Genomic DNA, 18,074 nt, shown 5'->3' with positions numbered 1-18,074 from the left:
CCCTGACGTGTCGCTCGTCGACGACCTCGGCGCGCCGGTTCCGCTCGCGGGCCCGGCGCGCCGCGTCGTGTCGCTGGTGCCCTCGATCACCGAGGCGATCGCGGCCACCCTGCCCGAGGTGCTCGTCGGTGCCACCGACTGGTGCACCCATCCGGAAGGCCTTGCGGTGCAACGGGTCCGGGGCACGAAGAACCCCGACCTGCGCGCCGTCGCAGGCCTCGCGCCCGACCTCGTCGTCGCCAACAAGGAGGAGAACCGCGAGCTCGACGTCCGGCGCCTGCGCGAGGCCGGCGTCGCGGTGTGGGTCACCGACATCGAGACGGTCCCGGGCGCGCTCGACTCCCTGCAGCGGCTCTTCCTCGAGGGCCTCGGGGCGGCGACGCCCGACTGGCTGGGCGCGGCGCGCGAGGAGTGGGGCGCACCCGTGGCCGAACCGACGCGCGAGGTCGCTGTCGCGATCTGGCGCGACCCGTGGATGGCCGTGGGGCGCGACACGTTCACTGGCGACGTCGTGGCCAGGCTCGGCTGGCGCAACGTCCTGGCCGGTGACCCCGAGCGCTACCCGCACATCGACCTCATCGCCCTCGACCGCGATGGCGTCACCGTCCTGCTGCCCGACGAGCCCTACGTCTTCACCCCGGACGACGGCCCGGAGGCCTTCGCCCACGCGAGCACTGCCCTCGTGAGCGGGCGCCTCCTCACGTGGTACGGCCCGTCGCTCGTCGGCGCCCGCTCGGCGCTGCTCGACGCCGTCGCCGCCGGATGAGGAGCACGGCCGCCGGAGCGCGCGTCCCTCGCGTACTGCTCCCGCCCCGGGAGAAGCTGGTGAGGCTGCGGTGCGGGCACCCCGCAAGCAGAGGTGCGCTGTCACACCCTCACGCACTGCTCCCACCACGGGAGCAGCTGGTGAGGCTGCGGTGCGGGCACCCCGCAAGGAGAGGTGCGCTGTCACACCCTCACGCACTGCTCCCACCACGGGAGCAGCTGGTGAGGCTGCGGTGCGGGCACCCCGGAAGGAGAGGTGCGCTGTCACGCCCTCACGCACTGCTCCCACCATGGGAGCAGCTGGTGAGGCTGCGGTGTGGGCACCCCGGAAGCAGAGGTGCGCTGTCACACCCTCACGCACTGCTCCCACCACGGGAGCAGTGCGCCAGGAACCGCGGAGCAGGGTGACGCCGCGACGGCCCGGCGTCGGTGGCCGGCAACCGCGGACGCGGCAGCCTCAGTCCTCGAGGACGACGAGACCGGCGAGGAGCAGTCGGCGGGTCAGGTCGAGACCGACCATGTCGGCGCGCAGCACGCCGTCGTCGACGAGCGCGATGAGGGCGCCGACGTCGTGCTCCTCGACCGTGAGGTCGGGCAGCCGGCTCGTCAGGCGCGCGCCGCCGCCCGGCTCACCGCCGAGGCGGGCGCCGAGGTGCGGTCGCAGCCGCACGCACGAGTGGCCGTCGACGCCCTCGGCTGCAGTCACCTGGGCGAGGGGTCCGACCGGCGCTGCCCGCTGGGTGTCGCGCCACCTGCGCTGCAGGGCGTCGACGACCTCGCGCGCCGGCACGGCGCGCAACGCCTCGACCAGGGCCTCGCGGGCCACCTCGACGTCGTCGACGAGGGAGGCGGTGCGGGGTCCGCCGGGTGAGAGCGGCAGCGTTCCGCGTATCCGCTCGGCACGGCTCGCGGCCTCGACCGCGAGCGTCGTGAGCTCGTCGGCCAGGTGTCGCCGCGTCCACACGTGGACGCCGATGGTGACGTGCGTGCTGACGCCGCCGAGGGCGGTCGCCGAGTGGATCCAGCCGCGGGGCAGGTAGAGCACGTCGCCGGGGCGCAGCGTGAACTCGTGCAGCGGGTCGTGCCGGGCAGCCTCCTCGACGTCGAAGCGGTGGTCGGTCCACGGGTCGTCGCGCAGGGGAGCGGGCCGTACCGGGGGCCGCAGGCGCCACCGCTTCTCGCCGGACGTCTGCACGACGAAGACGTCGTGCACGTCGTAGTGGTCGTCGAAGCCGCGGCTCTGCCGCGGGGTCACGTAGGCGTTGGCCTGGACGGGGTGGCCCAGCTCCTCGGCCAGCTGCTGGGTGAAGTCGATGAGGGGGCCCCACGTGCGGTGCAGGCCCTGCAGGACCACTGTCGCGCCGGCGGCGAAGTGGCCGAGCAGCTTGTCGTCGCTGACCTGGTCGGCGATCCCGGCCCCGACGCCCCCGCCGGCCGTGAACTCGCGATCGCCGAGCGTGCGCCCGTCACGGGCCACCCGCAGGAACGGGGTGCGCAGCCCCCGGCGCGACACGAGCTCGTCGACGTCGTCCCGGCCGAGCAGGTCGGCCGCGCCGGCGAGCAGCTCGTCAGCCCGGGAGAAGAGGGGCTGGCGGCCCCAGTGCTCGCTCGCGAAGCCGGACTGGGACAGGGGGACGAGGCGCGCGAGAGCCGAGTGCCCGTGCGCACGCACGGGCACCCGGCTCGTCGTGTCGGCAGTCATCGTGACGCGGTCGATCTCGCTCGCGCGCTCAGACGGCGCCGCCGTCGGCCCCACCGTCGTGGGAGCCGGTGTCGGCCCCGCCGTCGGCAGGACCTTCCGCGCCGCCGTCGGCACCGCCGTCGTGCGTGGCCGTGTCCGCGCCGCCGTCGGCCGGACCCTCAGCACCGCCGTCGGCACCGCCGTCGTGGGAGCTGGTGTCGGCCCCGCCGTCGGCCGGGCCCTCGGTGGTCGGGTCCTCGGACGAGAGTGGCGTGTCGGTCATGGCGTCCTCCTCCACTGGGGTGGGCGGCGTCGATCGACACCGTCGCTCCGCCACCTACCCGTTCGGCCGCCGGGTCACACGGGTCACGTCAGGTGGTCGAAGTCACCGCGGGTCCAGGCGGCGTGCCGGTCGGCGGACACCCGCAGGACGTCCTTGGCCCCTGCGCCGACGACAGCGCCGAAGTTGTTGTACAGCCGGTCGAAGTGCAGTCCCTCGAGCTGGGTGGCGATCCGCTGGACCACGTTGCCCGACAACGGGATCCGGTTCGGGTAGCTGCGCATGAAGCTGACCGAGCGTCCGTCGGGGTTGGGGAACACGGCATCGCCGGCGAGCAGGACTCCCCTCCCGTCGTTGCCGGTGGACCACTCGACCACGGCCTGGCCGCGGAAGTGCCCGCCGACGCGGTGCAGCGTCAGTCCGGGCGCCACCGGACGACTCTGCCCCCACAGCTCGAGGAGGGGGTCGCGGCGGCGGACCCACTCGGCGTCGCGCTCGTTGACGAGCACGGGCACGTCACCCAGGGCCCGGGCCCACTCGGTCTGCACGCCGTACATGTGGGGGTGGCTCGCGGCGACGGCGAGGACCGGGCCGAGCGAGCGCACCTGGTCGAGTGCCGCGTCGTCGACGTAGCCGACGCAGTCGAACAGCAGCAGGCCCTCGGCGGTCTGCACGACCATCGTCTGCTGGCCGATGCCGACCTCCGGCTTTGCGCGCAGGCCCCACAGGCCGGGTTCCACCTGCCTGACGGTGATCCTCGTGCCGGCCTCGCGCAGCTGCTCGAGCGTCGTCCAGCGCTGGCCGTCGGCCGGCACCCACTGGCGCTCGTCCTCGCAGATGGCACACGCCTCGGGCGGCTCGGGAAGGTCGTCGGTCTCGACGGCACAGGTCGCGCAGATCCACGTCACGGCACCACCCTGCCGCCTCGTGCCCGGCGTGGCCACCCTGTTTGCGGGAGGATGCACGGGTGATCCTGCACCTGCGCGCCGCCGTCGAGGAGCTCTACGCCGAGAGCCCGTCGCGGTTCACGGCCCGCCGCTCCGAGCTCGCCGCCCAGGCCAAGGAGGCCGGCGACAAGCAGCTCGCCGCCGCCGTCACCGCCCTGCGCAAGCCGACCGTGGCCGCCTGGGCGATGAACCACTTCGTGCGCACGTGTCGCGACGAGGTCGACGAGCTGCGCTCCTTCGCAGAGCTGCTCCGCGAGGCCCAGCGCACCCTCGACGCCGACCAGCTGCGGCTGCTCGGGCGCGAACGGTCCCGGCGGGTCGACGCCGTCGCCGACCGCGTCGCGGAGGAGGCGACCTCGGCCGGCCAGCGCGTCGGGCCGGGGGTGGCGGTCGAGGTGCGCGACACCCTGACGGCGCTCATCGCCGACGAGGACGCCGAGGCCTCCGTCCTCACCGGTGCGCTCGTCAAGGCGCTCAGCTACTCGGGCTTCGGCTCCGTCGACCTCGAGGACGCCCTCGCGCTCGAGGACCTCCCGCGCGGCGAGGAGGCCAGGCGTCCGTCGCTCTCGCTGCTCGACGGGGGTGGTGGCGACGCCATCGACCTCGAGGAGCGGCGTCGCGCCCGTCGCACCGCCGAGCGCACCCGACTCGTCTCGGCGCTCGAGGGCGCACGCGAGGCGCTGCGCTCGGCGGACCGGCACGTCGCCGTGCTGACGGCCCGCGAGGAGGAGGTCACCGAGGGCATCGCCGACCTCGAGCGCCGCCTGGCCGCCGCGCGTGAGCGGCTCGCCAAGGTCGGCGTCGAGCTGGCCGGGGCGACGAGCGAGCGGGACGCCCACGAGGCGCACGAGGCGAAGGCCCGTCGTGCTCTCGAGGACCACGACGCCTCCGAGTGAGCCTCAGCCGTGCCGCGCCCGGCGGCGCAGCCGGCCCAGCCATGCCCGCACCGGGGCGTCGTCGTGGTGCTCGGCCCCCGCGACCGCCTCGTTCCCTCCGGGCGCGGCCACCTCCTCGGCGTCGGGCGCGTCCGGGGGCTCGGGCGGCCGCTCTCCCGGCTGCTGCCGGGCCAGCTCGGGCAGCAGCTCGTAGGTGCGGGTGTAGATGTCGACGAGCGCCAGCACGAGCGCCGCGACGGGCACGGCGACGAACGCACCGCTGACGCCGAAGAGCGCGGCCCCGAACATGACCGACGCGAACGAGACCGCGGGGTGCACGTCGACGGCCCCGGCCGAGATGTGCGGCTCGAGGGTGAGGTTCTCGATCTGCTGGTAGACGAGCGCGAAGGCGAGCATCGCCACGCCCTGCCACGGCTGCTCGCCCACGAGGCCCACGAAGACCGGCAGCGCGATCGCGATGTAGGTGCCGATGGTGGGGACGAACTGGGCCACGAGCCCGGTCCAGATGCCGAGTGCGAGCCAGTACGGCATGCCGATGATGAACATGAACAGCGCCGACAGGCCACCGCAGATCGCGGCGAGGACGAGCCGCGCCGACACGTAGCCGCCGGCCTTGATGACGGCCAGCTCCCAGGCCGTGCTCATGACCTCCTGCTGCCGTGGCGGCACGAGCCGGGCCACCCAGCGGCGCATTCGCGGCTGGTCGGCCGAGAAGTAGAAGGTGAAGAAGGCGAACGTGAGGCTGCTGAACGCCGCCCCGACGACCGTGGCGACCGCGCCGACGATGCCTCCGGCGAGGCCCTGGGCCACCGTCGCCAGCGTGGACGTGCCGCTGCTGAGCTCGGCGAGCACGGCCTGCGCGTCGAGGTGCGTGTCGAGGTGCTCGTTCGCCCAGGTCGTGGCCCGCTCGACGATCGAGGGGATCGAGCGCACGAGCGTCGCGAGCTGCTCGGCGAGCAGCTGCCCGAAGGCGAGGAGGAAGACGACGATCGCCAGCAGCGTCGCGCCCATGACGACCCCCGTGGCGGCGCCCCGTCGCATCCGGCGCGACAGGCGTGCGACCGCAGGCTCCATGGCGATGGCGGCGAGCATCGACATGACGAGCGTGAAGATGACGCTCCCACCGTCCTCGATGACCCACCGCCCGAAGGCTGCGAAGGCGGCGACGGCGACGAGCACCCAGCCGGCCCGCCAGACGTTGCGCCGGTCGAGCTGCACCACGACGTGCGGCGCCTCGCCAGGGGGTGGCGACGGCGTCTGGAGTGGTGGGTCCACATGACCCGGCATGCCTAGATCGTCTCAGGAACCGGCCCTTTGTACTGCCTGTCCGTGGTGGGTCGTGCCGATTTCGTATCCGCGCCCGGGACCGTGTAGTCTCACCGACGCACAGCAGGTCGAACATGGCCCCGCGACGCGGGTCCCGAGGGTTCGGCCGTGCCCCAATAGCTCAGTCGGCAGAGCGTTTCCATGGTAAGGAAAAGGTCTAGGGTTCGATTCCCTATTGGGGCTCTGGTCGGTCGGTTTCCGGCAGCCCGCGCGAGCGGCTTCCGGTGCCGGCAGCCCATGGCGGGGTAGCTCAGCTGGTTAGAGCGCACGACTCATAATCGTGAGGTCGCGGGATCGAGCCCCGCTCCCGCTACCACAGGAGCGCGGCGGTCCACGGATTTCTCGATTCGGTGGCCCGTCGCGTAACCTTTAGCGTCGCGTCCGGTGCCGACGCGCGGGTCACCGCCGGGCACGCACGCGACACCCGTCGCAAGACGAGCCGATACATCCCAGCACGTTCCCGAAAGAGCAGGTTGCCGTGGCCAGCAAGAGCAGCGACGTCCGTCCGAAGATCACGATGGCGTGTGTGGACTGCAAGGACCGCAACTACATCACGAAGAAGAACCGTCGGAACAACCCCGACCGCCTCTCCTTCAACAAGTTCTGCCCGAAGTGCGGCAAGCACACGGAGCACCGCGAGACCCGCTGACGCGGACCCGCTCTTCGCGCGTCACCTCACGACCGCTCCCTCGGCCCCGGGCCGGGGGAGCGGTCGTCGTGTACCGGTCGATAGGCTGCCCGCATGCCGGTGAACGCAGACTTCCAGGGCCGGGTGTACCCGCCCACCGAGACCTACCGCGTCAGCGCGGCCAAGATCCGCGAGTTCGCCGAGGCGGTCGGCTCGGCCGACCCCGTCCACGTCGACGCCGACGTCGCCCGATCCCGGGGCTACGCCGACGTCATCGCGCCGCCGACCTTCGCGGTCCTCATCGCCCAGCAGTGCGACGCCCAGCTGATCCGCGACCCGGAGGCCGGCATCGACTTCTCCCGCGTCGTCCACGGTGAGCAGCGCTTCACCCACCACCGGCCGCTCACGGCCGGCGACGCCGTCGTCGGCACGCTCCACGTCGACACCGTCCGCGAGGCCGGCGGCCACGCGATGGTGACCACCCGCACCGAGCTGGCCACCGAGAGCGGCGAGGCCGTCTGCACGGCCACCTCCACCATCGTCATCCGAGGAGCCGAGTGATGAGCAACGACACCACGGCCGGAGTCCGCAGCCTGTCCTCCGTGTCGGTCGGGGACGCCCTGCCTTCGCGCACGGTGCACATCGACCGGGCCCGCCTCGTCCAGTACGCGGGCGCCTCTCTCGACCGCAACCGGATCCACTGGGACGAGCGGTTCGCCAAGGAGGTCGGCCTGCCCGACGTCATCGCCCACGGCATGTTCACCATGGGTTCGGCCGTCACGGTCGTCACCGACTGGGTGGGCGACGCCGGCCGCGTCGTGGAGTACGGCGTCCGCTTCACCAGGCCCGTCGTCGTGCCCTACGAGTCCGGCGCCGACGTCGAGGTGGCCGGTGTCGTCAAGGCCGTCGACACCGAGACCGGCCGCGTCACGGTCGAGCTGACGGCCACGTGCGGCGGCGAGAAGGTCCTCGGCCGGGCCGTCGCCGTCGCGCGCCTCGACTGAGCAGGTCCACGGTGCGCGAGGAGCACGAGGTCCCGCTGTCCGGGCTGACGACCATGCGCGTCGGTGGGCCCGCGGCGCGTCTGGTCACCGTCACGACCACCGACGAGCTCGTCGACGCCGTCCGCGAGGTCGACGACGCCGACGAGCCGCTCCTGCTGCTGTCCGGTGGCTCCAACCTCGTCGTGGCCGACGCGGGCTTCGCGGGCACCGTGGTGCGGGTCGCGACCTCCGGCATCACGCCTGAGTCGGCCGACTGGTGCGGCGGCGCCGTCGTGCGCGTCGCGGCGGGTGAGGGCTGGGACGACGTCGTCGACCGCTTCGTCGGTGAGGGCTGGGCCGGCGTGGAGGCCCTGAGCGGCATCCCCGGCCTCACCGGCGCCACACCGGTGCAGAACGTCGGTGCGTACGGCCAGGACGTCTCCCAGACGATCTTCCAGGTGCGCACGTGGGACCGACGCGACCAGGTCGTGCGCACCTTCGCCAACGCCGACTGCGCCTTCACCTACCGGCACTCCCTCTTCAAGGGCACCGACCGCTACGTCGTGCTCGACGTCGTCTTCCAGCTCGAGGTCGCCGACCTCGCCCGGCCGGTCGCCTACGCGGCGCTCGCCGAGGGCCTCGGCGTCGAGCTCGGCACCCGCGTGCCGCTCGCCGACGCGCGGGCTGCGGTCCTCGAGCAGCGCCGGCGTCGCGGCATGGTCCTCGACGTCGACGACCCCGACACGTACTCGTGCGGGTCGTTCTTCACCAACCCGGTCCTGAGCCGTCACGAGTTCGACGACCTCGTCGAGCGCGTCGGCGAGCGGCTCGGCTACGAGGGCCCGACGCCACCGCGGTTCGGCGAGCCGGACGGACGGGTCAAGACCAGCGCCGCCTGGCTCATCGACCATGCCGGCTTCGCCAAGGGATTCGGGCTGCCCGGTCCGGCGTCGCTGTCGACCAAGCACACCCTGGCGGTGACCAACCGGGGCGGTGCGACCGCCACCGAGGTGCTCGACCTCGCCCGACGCGTCCGCGACGGTGTGCGCGACGCCTTCGGCGTCACGCTCGTCAACGAGCCGGTGCTCGTCGGCGAGCGGCTCTAGGGCCGGCCGTCAGTCCCTGGGTGCGCGAACGACCCCGGATCCCAAGGGATTCCGGGGCCGTCGGCGTCGGCGTCGGGGCCGGTGGCCGCGAGCTGGCTCAGCGGGTCAGCTGCACCCAGAACGTGTGGGGGTCGATCTTCTTGTCGGTGGTGCTCACCTGATAGGCCGGCCGGTTGAAGGCCAGCCGCAGGGAGGTGGTCGTGCCGCGGTTCACCTTGAAGAAGACCCAGCCCGACGCGGTGGCCCCCCGGTCGACCTTCTTCAGCGGCGCAGCCTGCCACCGCTCCGAGAACTCCGAGGTGGGCGAGACCGTCTGGCTCGGGCTCGTCGCGACGAGGGTCAGCATCGACGGGTCGACCGAGGCGGAGTACCGGTCGCCGGCCTGCACCTTCACCCGGACGCCGACGATCTCGAACTCCTGCGAGGCGACGGGGTTCCCCGAGGGCCACGTGAGGTTGCGGGCCACGCGGGTCGCCGTGATGACGTGGCCGAGCGTCGGGTCCTTGATGGCGGTGTTGACGTTCGTGTAGGTCGTCCGCGCCGGAACGGTGCTCGTCGCCGGGCCGCTCGAGGTCGAGGTGTCGCTCGAGGTGGCCGACGAGGTCGGAGGCGTCGTGCCGACGGCCGCGCTCGCGGTCGGGTCTGCCGTCACGGGGGCCTCGCTGCTGCAGGCGCCGAGGGCGGTGAGGGCCAGGACTGGGGCGGCCAGACCCACGACGGCGAGGCGTCGCAGCCGGGCGCCCGAGGTGGGCTGGGGGCGTGCGGGGGCGGGGGTCTGCGTCTTCATCTCACCGACAGCATGACTGCGCGGGACAGCCCCGAGCAAACTCGCGACGCTCGGCGGGCCCCCGCGGCCGGCAACCGGAGGCGTGTTCGGGGGCGCGGAGCGTCCGGGTCTGTGCTGGTCTGGGGTGTGGCGGGCCTCACTCCGGCGTGTCGAGCCAGGCCGTGACGTCATCGAGCGCCTGCTTGCGCACCCGCTCGGGCGCCAGGCTTCCCTCGATCGAGCCCCGAGCGAGGTCGGCGAGGCCGGCGTCGTCGAAACCGAGCTCGCGGGCGGCCGCGTACTGGGCGGCGAGCCGGGAGCCGAAGAGGAGCGGGTCGTCGGCGCCGAGGGCCACCCGCACCCCGGCGTCGACGATCTGCCGCAGGGGCACGTCGCCCGGGTCCGCGTAGACGCCGAGGGCCACGTTGCTGCCCGGGCACACCTCGAGCGTCACACCGGCCTCGGCGACGGCGTCGAGCACCTGGGGGTCCTCGACGCAGCGCACGCCGTGGCCGATGCGATCGGGGGCCAGCGACTCGAGGGTCTCCATGACGGCCTGCGCACCGAGCAGCTCGCCGCCGTGGGGCACGAGCGCCAGACCGGCCCGACGGGCGATCTCGAAGGCGTGCGCGAACTCCGGGGTGCTCCCGCGCCGCTCGTCGTTGCTCAGGCCGAAGCCGACGACGTCGCCGGCCTCGTCGCCGGCGTGGCGCGCCGCGAGCCGTGCCAGGGTGCGGGCCTCGAGCGGGTGGCGCATCCGGCTCGCGGCGACGACGACGCCGACCCCGATGCGGCCCTGCGCCGACACCGTCCGCGCCTCGTCGAGCACGATCTCCAGGGCCGGGGTGATGCCGCCGACGAACGGCGCGTACGACGTCGGGTCGACCTGGATCTCGAGCCAGCGCGACCCCTCGTCCGCGTCGTCCTCGGCCGCCTCGCGCACGATCCGGCGCATGTCCTCCTCGCCGCGCACGCAGCTGCGGGCGGCGTCGTAGAGGCGCTGGAAGCGGAACCAGCCGCGCTCGTCGGTGGCGCGGGCGAGGCGGGGTGGCCAGTGGCCGACGAGGGCATCGGGCAGGCGCATCCCGTGCCGCTCGGCGAGGTCACGAACGGTGGCGACGCGCATCGACCCGGTGAAGTGCAGGTGCAGGTGTGCCTTGGGAAGGGCCAGCACGTCGCGCGTCATGGCCGACAGCATCCCACCTGGTGCCGGACGCGGGCGGCACCGCTTCGGGCCGCCTGCGCCCGCACGGGGCGCAGGCGGGTCAGCGCGAGCGCGTCAGCGGTTCTCGGGCTCTTCGGCGATCTCGTCGACGACGTGCATGGCGGCCTCCTCGGCCGACGCGCCGGCGCCGTCGACACCGACGTCACGACCCCAGGCCTGCTTCTCGTCGTCCTCGTGGGCGCCCTCGTCGTCGGCCACGAGCCGGCCGGCGCGCTCGTCGCCGACCTCGTTGTCGCCGAGCCAGTCGTCCTCGGCGGCGATGGAGTCGGGGTCATCGCCCCCGATCCGGTCCTCGTCGAGCCCGCTCTCGTTGTCGGGACGCCCGTACGCCGAGTTCGGGTCGGGCACCTCCTGGCGGATCCGCTCCTCGATCGTCTCGTCCTCGCCCTCCTCGCGCGGCGTCGTGCCGTGCGCGGTGACGCCCTGCGGGCGGTCGTTGGGGGAGTAGCCGCGGTCGAGGACGTCCTCGAGGTCGCCGTCCTCGAGGGTGTCCTCGGGCTGCAGCTGGTCCTCGTCGTCGACGCTGTAGCTCGTCAGGTCGTCCTCGATGTTCTCGTTCGGCTCGATGCCGCTCATCGTGCTGCTCCTTCGGGGTGCTCGGCCGCGGCGCCACCGGAGGCGCCCTCGCCCCGTGCCCCTACCCCGCGGGCCCGGTCGCGCGTCAGCGACTCGGCCGCGGCAACGGCCACACAGGTCGCGACGCCGGCCATCGCGGTGCGGACGTCCTCGAGGGTCGGGAAGGTCGGGGCGAGACGGATGTTGCGGTCCCGCGGGTCGCGGCCGTGCGGGAAGGAGGCCCCGGCGGGCGTCAGGGCGATTCCGGCGGCCTTGGCGAGCTCGACGACCCGCGAGGCGGTGCCGTCGAGCACGTCGAGGTTGACGAAGTAGCCGCCGGTGGGGTGGCTCCACGTCGCCACCTCGAGGCCGGCCAGGCCCGCCGTCAGGGCCTCGTCGACGGCGGCGAACTTCGGGGCGATGATCTCGCGGTGCCGGCGCATGTGCGCCCGGACGCCCTCGGCGTCGCCGAAGAACTCGACGTGGCGCAGGTGGTTCACCTTGTCCGGGCCGATCGAGGCCATCGACAGGTGCTTGAGGTACCAGGCGACGTTGGCCCGGCTCGCGGCGAGGACGGACACCCCGGCACCGGCGTAGGTGATCTTCGAGGTCGAGGCGAACATGATCGGACGGTTCGGGTTCCCCGACGCGGCGGCGAGGGTGAGGATGTCGGCGCTCTTGGCCTCGTGCTCGGTCAGGTGGTGGAACGCGTACGCGTTGTCCCAGAAGATGGTGAAGTCGGGCGCCGCCGTCGGCATGGCCGCGAGGCGTGCGGCGATCTCCTGCGACACGACGGCACCGGTCGGGTTGGCGTAGGTGGGCACGATCCAGATGCCCTTGACGCTCGGGTCGTCCCTGACGAGCGCCTCGACGGCGCCCATGTCGGGCCCGTCGTCGTGCATGTCGACGGTCACCATCTCGATGCCGAGCTCGGCGAGCATCGAGAAGTGTCGGTCGTAGCCGGGCACCGGGCAGACGAACTTCACGGCCGGCTCCTGCGACCACGGACGCGGAGAGTCGACGCCGCCGAAGAGGAGGAGGTCGACGACGGTCGTGTACATCATCGTCAGGCTGGAGTTGCCCCCGGCGACGACCTGGGCCGGCTCGACGCCGAGCAGCTCGGCGAAGAGCTCGCGCAGCTCGGCCAGGCCCTCGAGGCCGCCGTAGTTGCGGACGTCGACGCCGGCGCGGTCCTTGGTGGTCGTCGGCAGGCGCAGCAGCTCGTCGGACAGGTCGAGCTGCGCGCTCGAGGGCTTGCCGCGCGTCAGGTCGAGCGTGAGGGAACGGCCCTTGAGGGCCGTGTACGCCGACTGCTGCTCCGTGAGGAAGGCGGCGAGGTCGTCGTCGGACAGGGACGCGAGAGGGCTGCGCGGGTTCGTCACGTCCTCGATCCTGCCACCGCGCCGCCTCGTCGGGCAGGGCGGTCCGCATGCCGGTGGGGCCGTCAGCGTGCGTCCCGGGTGTGCTCGCTGGTGTCGCGACCGTCGACCTGCGAGGATGGCGGACGGCGCTCGTGACGGCCGGTTCGCATCGGGCGGATCCGTCCCGTATGATCGTCGCTCGGACGGCTGACGCTGGCCATGCTGACGCATGCCGTCCCGCCGCGGTCACCCAACGACCGTGGCGAAGGGCAATAGCTCAATTGGTAGAGCACTGGTCTCCAAAACCAGCGGTTGGGGGTTCGAGTCCCTCTTGCCCTGCGCATCCCAGTGATGTGGTCGTCGTGCAAGGCGGCACGCGGCTCCTGTCCCGGACACCCCGGGGCCTGTCGCGGGCCGGTTCCCCAGGCAGAAAGTAGGAATCGTGACGGAGACGAGCGCCAAGCGCGGGTCCGGCCGGGCCGACAAGGCCCGTGGCGGCAACCCGGTGTCGCGGTTCTTCTCCGCGCTGAGCCTCTTCGTCCGGCAGATCCTCGACGAGCTGCGCAAGGTCGTGCGGCCCACGGGCCCCGAGCTCGTGCGCTACACGACGGTCGTCGTGGTGTTCGTCGTGGTCATGATGGCCCTGGTGTCGGCGCTCGACTTCGGTCTGAGCAAGCTGATCTCGTGGGTCCTCACCGGTTCGACGACCTAGGTCGGCCGCCGGGGCAGGAGCGCGAGTCGCGCCCGGCCCCGCCACCGGGAGTCACCGCCAGCCGCTCCGGCTGGTCCACGAGCAAGGAAGCAGGTCAGAGCGTGTCCGAGCAGTTCGCCCCGCAGGGCGCCCCGAACGGCGAGACCACCGAGAACGACGTCGTCGACCCGGTGGTCGAGGCGTCCGACGCCTCGGTCGACGCCGCGGGTGAGGACACCACCGACGTGACCGTCGACGAGACGACCGGCGAGGTCGTCGACGCCGAGGCCACCGACACCGTGGACGCCGCCGACGTGGCCGAGGGTGACGAGGCCGGCACCGACGAGGCCGCCGAGGGCGTCGATGCCGTCGAGAGCGCCGACCCGGTCGCCGACTTCAAGCGTGACCTGCGCATGAAGGACGGCGACTGGTACGTCGTGCACTCGTACGCGGGCTACGAGAACCGCGTCAAGGCCAACCTCGAGACGCGCATCCAGACCCTCAACATGGAGGACTTCATCTTCGAGATCGAGGTCCCCATGGAGGAGGTCACCGAGATCAAGAACGGGCAGAAGAAGCAGGTCCGCCGCGTCCGGATGCCCGGGTACGTCCTCGTCCGCATGGACCTCACCGACGAGAGCTGGGGCGCCGTGCGCCACACGCCGGGGGTGACCGGCTTCGTCGGCAACGCCCACCAGCCCGTGCCGCTCTCGCTCGACGAGGTCTTCACGATGCTCGCCCCGACCTTCGAGACCGCCGCCACCTCGGGTGCCGCCGCCTCGGGCGCCGCGAGCGCCCCGAAGGACGTCCGCGTCGTCGACTTCGAGGTCGGCGAGTCGGTCACGGTCATGGAGGGCCCGTTCGAGACCCTCCCCGCCACGATCTCCGAGATCAACGCCGATACCCAGAAGCTCAAGGTGCTGGTCTCGATCTTCGGCCGGGAGACCCCGGTCGAGCTGTCCTTCGGTCAGGTCGCCAAGATCTGATCGAACCGGTCCGCGCCCGTCGCGGTCCACACCGTCCGTCCCCGCGGCACACCGCGGAGGCATGCAACCGGGTCATCGCCCACGGCGTCGGCCCACAACGCAGAAGGTAGGCACCCATGCCCCCCAAGAAGAAGGTCTCCGGCTTCATCAAGCTGCAGATCCAGGCCGGGCAGGCCACCCCGGCCCCGCCCGTCGGCCCGGCTCTCGGTCAGCACGGCGTCAACATCATGGAGTTCGTCAAGGCGTACAACGCCGCGACGGAGGCCCAGCGCGGCAACGTCATCCCGGTCGAGATCACGGTCTACGAGGACCGCTCGTTCACCTTCGTGACGAAGACGCCGCCGGCTGCCGAGCTCATCAAGAAGGCCGCCGGTGTGGCCAAGGGTTCGGGCGAGCCCCACAAGACGAAGGTCGCCAAGCTCTCTCGCGAGCAGGTCCTCGAGATCGCCCGCCAGAAGATGGAGGACCTCAACGCCAACGACGAGGAGATGGCGGCGCGCATCATCGCCGGCACCGCTCGTTCGATGGGCATCGACACCGAGCTCTGAGCCCCGCTCGGAGCCAGGCGTCACCCCCGGCCGGACGGCACACGGACCGTGTGCCGTCGGCCACGTGGGAGGACCAGCGCTGGTCCGCACCACGACTCCACCACCACGCAAGGAGCAGTTCCATGAAGCGCAGCAAGAACTACCGCGCGGCCGCCGAGCTCATCACGCCCGGCAAGGTCTACGCCCCGCTCGAGGCCGTCCGCGTCGCCAAGCAGACCGCCAAGGCCAAGTACGACGAGACCGTCGAGGTGGCCTTCCGCCTCGGTGTCGACCCGCGCAAGGCCGACCAGGCCGTCCGCGGCACCGTCAACCTCCCGCACGGCACGGGCAAGACAGCCCGCGTCCTCGTGTTCGCCAACGCCGACAAGGCCGAGGCCGCGCGTGAGGCCGGCGCCGACTACGTCGGTTCCGACGACATGCTCGAGAAGGTCCAGGGCGGCTGGCTCGACTTCGACGCCGTCGTCGCGACGCCCGACATGATGGGCAAGGTCGGTCGTCTCGGCAAGGTCCTCGGTCCGCGCGGCCTCATGCCGAACCCGAAGACCGGCACCGTGACGATGGACGTCGCCAAGGCCGTCACCGACATCAAGGGCGGCAAGATCGAGTTCCGCGTCGACAAGCACGCGAACCTCCACTTCATCATCGGCAAGGCGTCCTTCGACGAGTCCAAGCTCGTCGAGAACTACGCCACTGCCCTCGAGGAGATCCTGCGTCTCAAGCCGGCCAGCTCCAAGGGCCGCTACATCGAGAAGGCCACGATCTCCACGACGATGGGCCCGGGCATCCCGCTCGACTTCAGCAAGACGCGCAACCTCCTCGTCGAGGAGGAGCAGGCCTGAGCGCCTGACCCGCCCGTAGCGATATCGAGAGCCCGTCACCCCGGCAGGGGGTGGCGGGCTCTCGCGTTCTCGACGAGAGGGCTGGGCCGATGCTGGGTACGGTCGGCAGATGAGCCGACAGACACGCAGCACCAGACGTTGGGTCGTGGCGGGCGTCAGCGCGGGCCTCCCGCTCGCCCTGCTGGCACCCCAGGCCGGGGCGCAGCCCTCGGCACCGACGGCCGCCCCCGGCCACTCCACCTCCACCGACCGCGGCTGGCACGGCCGGCCCACCCCGATGCCGAAGGTCGCCGTCATGACGGGCTCGGGCGGCGCGGTCAGCTCGGTCGACCGCGACGCCTCGCAGGTCGGCATCGACGTGCTCGCCCGGGGCGGCAACGCGGCCGACGCCGCCGTCGCCACCGCGGCGGCGCTCGGCGTCACCGAGCCCTACAGCGCCGGCATCGGCGGTGGCGGCTTCCTCGTCTACTACGACGCGCACGAGAAGCAGGTCAGCACGATCGACGGCCGCGAGACGGCCCCGGCGACCTTCACCGAGAACACCTTCCGCAAACCTGACGGCTCGGCCATGGACTTCAACACGGTCGTCAACTCCGGCCTGTCGGTCGGAGTCCCGGGCACCCCGGCCCTGTGGGCCAAGGCCCTGCGCGACCACGGCACCCTGAGCTTCAACGCCGCGCTCAAGCCGGCGGAGCGGCTCGCCGCCAAGGGCTTCGTCGTCGACCAGACCTTCCATGACCAGACGGCGCAGAACGCGGCCCGGTTCTCGAGGTTCCCGGCCACGGCGAAGGTGTTCCTCCCCGGTGGCCAGCCGCCCGCCGTGGGGTCGACGTTCGCCAACCCCGACATGGCCAAGGCCTACCGGACGCTGCGCACCCAAGGCGTCGACGTGCTCTACCGCGGCCGCCTCGGCGAGGCGATCGTGCGCGAGTCCAACGCTCCGCACACCACGCCGGGCCACGGCGTCATGGGCGGGCGGATGACGCTGCGCGACCTCGCTGCCTACCGAGCGCTGACGAAGGCGCCGATCCACTCGCGCTACGAGGGGCTCGACGTCTACGGCATGCCGGTGCCGAGCTCGGGCGGCATCGCCGTCGCCGAGATCCTGGGCCTCATGAAGGCCTACGAGGACCGCACCGGCACGAAGACCTCCGAGCTGTCCGACGTCGACTACCTGCACCGGTTCTCCGAGGCGTCGGCCACGGCGTTCGCCGACCGCAACCGCTACGTCGGCGACGTGCCGAAGGTGCCGGTGTCCGAGCTGGTCAGCCCGGCGTTCGCGGCGGAGCGCGCCTGCCTCTTCGACCCGGCCAAGGCCCAGCGCCGTCCGATCCCGTTCGGCTCGCCCGACGGCTCCTACACCTCCTGCAGCCCGGGCTCGACGGCGCAGAAGGAGCCCTACGAGGGCCAGAGCACGACCCACCTGACCGCCACCGACCGCTGGGGCAACGTCGCCTCCTACACGCTGACGATCGAGCAGACCGGCGGCTCGGGCATCACGGTCCCCGGCTGGGGGTTCCTGCTCAACAACGAGCTGACCGACTTCAACTTCACCCCGCTGACCGACGGCGTCCCGGACCCGAACCTGCCCGGCCCGGGCAAGCGGCCGCGCTCGTCGATGAGCCCGACCATCCTCATGAAGGACGGCGCGCCGTTCCTCGCGGTCGGCTCGCCCGGTGGCGCGACGATCATCACGTCGGTCTCGCAGACGGTCCTCGGCTACCTCGACCGCGACCTCTCGCTCGTCGACGCGATCGCGGCGCCGCGTCTCTCGTCGCGCAACAGCGCGTCGGGCGAGGGCGCCGAGCCGGCCTTCCTGGCCGGACCGGCCGCGGCAGGGCTCCGTGCGCTCGGACACACGCTCACCGACGCCGGTGAGATCGGCGCCGTGACGGCGATCCGCAGCCTCGGCCACGGGCAGTTCGAGGCGGCCGCCGAACCGACGCGTCGTGGCGGCGGCTCGGCCATGGTGGTGCACCCGGCCCCCTGACACGACCCGCTCAGACGCTCGCCACCTGCTCCCACCACGGGAGCAGGTGGCGAGCGCCGTCCCGGCCCGGCTCGCGCCGCCGGTCTGGACGCCGCACGCACCTGCCGCACAGGCGACGACGCGCCGGCGAGATGCTTGACATTTGGGACAGAAGGGTCGTGACGCGCCTGGTTACTGGCTCGTTAACCAGATGCATCGGTCACAGGGGATCGGTGGCATGCGGTGGCCCTGGCCGACCGCAGCTCCTTCGTCGGGTTGGGCATCAAGGGCCTGCCGGGCATCACCGGGGCGGTCCCGCCCAACACCGTCGTCACCGTGCCCGGCCTCGGCAGGGTGACGCTCCACAAGGTCACCCGCACCGCGAAGTCCATCGAGGTCGTCATGGTCGAGGTCGTCACCGACCGCGTCATGGGATCGCTGCCGACCGGCTCGGTCGTCCGCGTCGGCTACAGCTACAGCGCCGTCGTCTGACGGGGCGCCCTGGGGTGCCGGGTCGAGCAG

20 protein-coding genes and 3 tRNA genes are annotated in these 18,074 nt (G+C 72.4%); 15 read left to right on the top strand and 8 right to left on the bottom strand.

The annotated features are described in order from the left end of the window. Positions 1-7 precede the first annotated feature (7 nt). The gene (locus AC3A5R_RS04670; protein WP_487619561.1) at positions 8-766 is read left to right on the top strand and encodes a helical backbone metal receptor; all 759 of its coding nucleotides are present in this window, start codon (positions 8-10) and stop codon (positions 764-766) included. Between the two features lie 456 nt (positions 767-1,222). On the opposite strand, the gene AC3A5R_RS04665 is transcribed toward AC3A5R_RS04670, so the two are convergent. From AC3A5R_RS04665 to AC3A5R_RS04655, 3 genes are all read right to left on the bottom strand, one after another. After that, on the bottom strand, positions 1,223-2,467 hold the full coding sequence (locus tag AC3A5R_RS04665; RefSeq protein ID WP_487619560.1) for a cupin domain-containing protein: 1,245 nt from the start codon (positions 2,465-2,467) through the stop codon (positions 1,223-1,225). Between the two features lie 28 nt (positions 2,468-2,495). Next, entirely contained in the window at positions 2,496-2,729 is a 234-nt protein-coding gene (locus tag AC3A5R_RS04660; protein WP_487619559.1) for a BatC protein, read from the bottom strand. Between the two features lie 83 nt (positions 2,730-2,812). After that, positions 2,813-3,634 carry an MBL fold metallo-hydrolase gene (locus AC3A5R_RS04655; protein ID WP_487619558.1) on the bottom strand — a complete coding sequence of 274 codons (822 nt, stop codon included), beginning with the start codon at positions 3,632-3,634 and terminating at the stop codon, positions 2,813-2,815. A gap of 59 nt (positions 3,635-3,693) precedes the next feature. Here AC3A5R_RS04655 and AC3A5R_RS04650 point away from each other — a divergent pair, with 59 nt between their 5' ends. Further along, the gene (locus tag AC3A5R_RS04650; protein ID WP_487619557.1) at positions 3,694-4,569 is read left to right on the top strand and encodes a hypothetical protein; all 876 of its coding nucleotides are present in this window, start codon (positions 3,694-3,696) and stop codon (positions 4,567-4,569) included. Between the two features lie 3 nt (positions 4,570-4,572). Here the strand turns inward: AC3A5R_RS04650 and AC3A5R_RS04645 are convergent, their stop codons facing one another. Next, entirely contained in the window at positions 4,573-5,856 is a 1,284-nt protein-coding gene (locus AC3A5R_RS04645) for an AI-2E family transporter (RefSeq protein WP_487619556.1), read from the bottom strand. Between the two features lie 149 nt (positions 5,857-6,005). Between AC3A5R_RS04645 and AC3A5R_RS04640 the strand changes: the two genes are divergently transcribed. The 6 genes from AC3A5R_RS04640 (at position 6,006) to AC3A5R_RS04615 (ending at position 8,612) form a co-directional block, all read left to right on the top strand. Continuing rightward, positions 6,006-6,078: transfer RNA gene (locus tag AC3A5R_RS04640), tRNA-Thr, on the top strand. Positions 6,079-6,134: 56 nt separating this feature from the next. Continuing rightward, a tRNA-Met gene (locus tag AC3A5R_RS04635) sits at positions 6,135-6,211 on the top strand. Between the two features lie 162 nt (positions 6,212-6,373). Beyond that, positions 6,374-6,544: a 50S ribosomal protein L33 gene (gene rpmG, locus AC3A5R_RS04630; protein WP_076262121.1), complete on the top strand. Its 171-nt coding sequence runs from the start codon at positions 6,374-6,376 to the stop codon at positions 6,542-6,544. Between the two features lie 93 nt (positions 6,545-6,637). Then, positions 6,638-7,084, top strand: coding sequence for an FAS1-like dehydratase domain-containing protein (locus tag AC3A5R_RS04625; RefSeq protein WP_487619555.1), 447 nt, complete (start codon positions 6,638-6,640; stop codon positions 7,082-7,084). Next, positions 7,084-7,527, top strand: coding sequence for a MaoC/PaaZ C-terminal domain-containing protein (locus AC3A5R_RS04620; protein ID WP_487619554.1), 444 nt, complete (start codon positions 7,084-7,086; stop codon positions 7,525-7,527). The genes AC3A5R_RS04625 and AC3A5R_RS04620 overlap by 1 nt, the downstream gene beginning before the upstream one ends. A gap of 11 nt (positions 7,528-7,538) precedes the next feature. Continuing rightward, on the top strand, positions 7,539-8,612 hold the full coding sequence (locus AC3A5R_RS04615) for a UDP-N-acetylmuramate dehydrogenase (protein ID WP_487619553.1): 1,074 nt from the start codon (positions 7,539-7,541) through the stop codon (positions 8,610-8,612). A gap of 97 nt (positions 8,613-8,709) precedes the next feature. Here AC3A5R_RS04615 and AC3A5R_RS04610 read toward each other — a convergent pair whose 3' ends face one another. The 4 genes from AC3A5R_RS04610 to AC3A5R_RS04595 form a co-directional block, all read right to left on the bottom strand. Then, on the bottom strand, positions 8,710-9,399 hold the full coding sequence (locus tag AC3A5R_RS04610; protein ID WP_487619552.1) for a hypothetical protein: 690 nt from the start codon (positions 9,397-9,399) through the stop codon (positions 8,710-8,712). 136 nt (positions 9,400-9,535) lie between these two features. Further along, a complete protein-coding gene (locus AC3A5R_RS04605; protein ID WP_487619551.1) occupies positions 9,536-10,564 on the bottom strand; it encodes an adenosine deaminase in 1,029 nt (342 codons plus the stop codon). A gap of 93 nt (positions 10,565-10,657) precedes the next feature. Next, positions 10,658-11,179: a DUF5709 domain-containing protein gene (locus AC3A5R_RS04600; protein WP_487619550.1), complete on the bottom strand. Its 522-nt coding sequence runs from the start codon at positions 11,177-11,179 to the stop codon at positions 10,658-10,660. Then, positions 11,176-12,540, bottom strand: a complete 1,365-nt coding sequence (locus AC3A5R_RS04595) for an aspartate aminotransferase type Ic (protein ID WP_487619549.1) — start codon at positions 12,538-12,540, stop codon at positions 11,176-11,178. The genes AC3A5R_RS04600 and AC3A5R_RS04595 overlap by 4 nt, the downstream gene beginning before the upstream one ends. 245 nt (positions 12,541-12,785) lie before the next feature. Here AC3A5R_RS04595 and AC3A5R_RS04590 point away from each other — a divergent pair. The 7 genes from AC3A5R_RS04590 to AC3A5R_RS04560 all read left to right on the top strand — a co-directional run bounded on the left by AC3A5R_RS04590 (position 12,786) and on the right by AC3A5R_RS04560 (position 18,044). After that, positions 12,786-12,858: transfer RNA gene (locus AC3A5R_RS04590), tRNA-Trp, on the top strand. Between the two features lie 103 nt (positions 12,859-12,961). After that, positions 12,962-13,231 carry a preprotein translocase subunit SecE gene (gene secE, locus AC3A5R_RS04585; protein ID WP_076262130.1) on the top strand — a complete coding sequence of 90 codons (270 nt, stop codon included), beginning with the start codon at positions 12,962-12,964 and terminating at the stop codon, positions 13,229-13,231. Between the two features lie 101 nt (positions 13,232-13,332). After that, a complete protein-coding gene (gene nusG, locus AC3A5R_RS04580) occupies positions 13,333-14,196 on the top strand; it encodes a transcription termination/antitermination protein NusG (RefSeq protein WP_487619548.1) in 864 nt (287 codons plus the stop codon). 116 nt (positions 14,197-14,312) lie between these two features. Continuing rightward, on the top strand, positions 14,313-14,744 hold the full coding sequence (rplK, locus tag AC3A5R_RS04575) for a 50S ribosomal protein L11 (RefSeq protein WP_076262133.1): 432 nt from the start codon (positions 14,313-14,315) through the stop codon (positions 14,742-14,744). Between the two features lie 122 nt (positions 14,745-14,866). Beyond that, positions 14,867-15,583 (top strand): 50S ribosomal protein L1, encoded by a 717-nt coding sequence (gene rplA / locus AC3A5R_RS04570; RefSeq protein ID WP_487619547.1) that lies wholly within the window; start codon positions 14,867-14,869, stop codon positions 15,581-15,583. A 109-nt stretch (positions 15,584-15,692) separates the two neighbouring features. After that, complete coding sequence (ggt, locus tag AC3A5R_RS04565) at positions 15,693-17,573, top strand: gamma-glutamyltransferase (protein WP_487619546.1); 1,881 nt, start codon at positions 15,693-15,695, stop codon at positions 17,571-17,573. A 222-nt stretch (positions 17,574-17,795) separates the two neighbouring features. After that, positions 17,796-18,044, top strand: a complete 249-nt coding sequence (locus AC3A5R_RS04560) for a choice-of-anchor P family protein (RefSeq protein WP_487619545.1) — start codon at positions 17,796-17,798, stop codon at positions 18,042-18,044. Positions 18,045-18,074 lie beyond the last annotated feature (30 nt).

The sequence above is a fragment of the Intrasporangium sp. Soil_C_50 genome (genome assembly GCF_057656595.1).
This window is presented reverse-complemented; position numbering and strand designations above follow the sequence as displayed.

What these genes read in the sequence shown, in the direction of transcription:
- AC3A5R_RS04665 (WP_487619560.1), bottom strand. Translation starts at nt 2,467, where the DNA reads ATGACTGCCGACACGACGAGCCGGGTGCCCGTGCGTGCGCACGGGCAC.
- AC3A5R_RS04660 (WP_487619559.1), bottom strand. Translation starts at nt 2,729, where the DNA reads ATGACCGACACGCCACTCTCGTCCGAGGACCCGACCACCGAGGGCCCG.
- AC3A5R_RS04645 (WP_487619556.1), bottom strand. Translation starts at nt 5,856, where the DNA reads ATGCCGGGTCATGTGGACCCACCACTCCAGACGCCGTCGCCACCCCCT.
- AC3A5R_RS04625 (WP_487619555.1), top strand. Translation starts at nt 6,638, where the DNA reads ATGCCGGTGAACGCAGACTTCCAGGGCCGGGTGTACCCGCCCACCGAG.
- AC3A5R_RS04620 (WP_487619554.1), top strand. Translation starts at nt 7,084, where the DNA reads ATGAGCAACGACACCACGGCCGGAGTCCGCAGCCTGTCCTCCGTGTCG.
- AC3A5R_RS04610 (WP_487619552.1), bottom strand. Translation starts at nt 9,399, where the DNA reads ATGAAGACGCAGACCCCCGCCCCCGCACGCCCCCAGCCCACCTCGGGC.
- AC3A5R_RS04605 (WP_487619551.1), bottom strand. Translation starts at nt 10,564, where the DNA reads ATGACGCGCGACGTGCTGGCCCTTCCCAAGGCACACCTGCACCTGCAC.
- AC3A5R_RS04600 (WP_487619550.1), bottom strand. Translation starts at nt 11,179, where the DNA reads ATGAGCGGCATCGAGCCGAACGAGAACATCGAGGACGACCTGACGAGC.
- rplK (WP_076262133.1), top strand. Translation starts at nt 14,313, where the DNA reads ATGCCCCCCAAGAAGAAGGTCTCCGGCTTCATCAAGCTGCAGATCCAG.
- rplA (WP_487619547.1), top strand. Translation starts at nt 14,867, where the DNA reads ATGAAGCGCAGCAAGAACTACCGCGCGGCCGCCGAGCTCATCACGCCC.
- ggt (WP_487619546.1), top strand. Translation starts at nt 15,693, where the DNA reads ATGAGCCGACAGACACGCAGCACCAGACGTTGGGTCGTGGCGGGCGTC.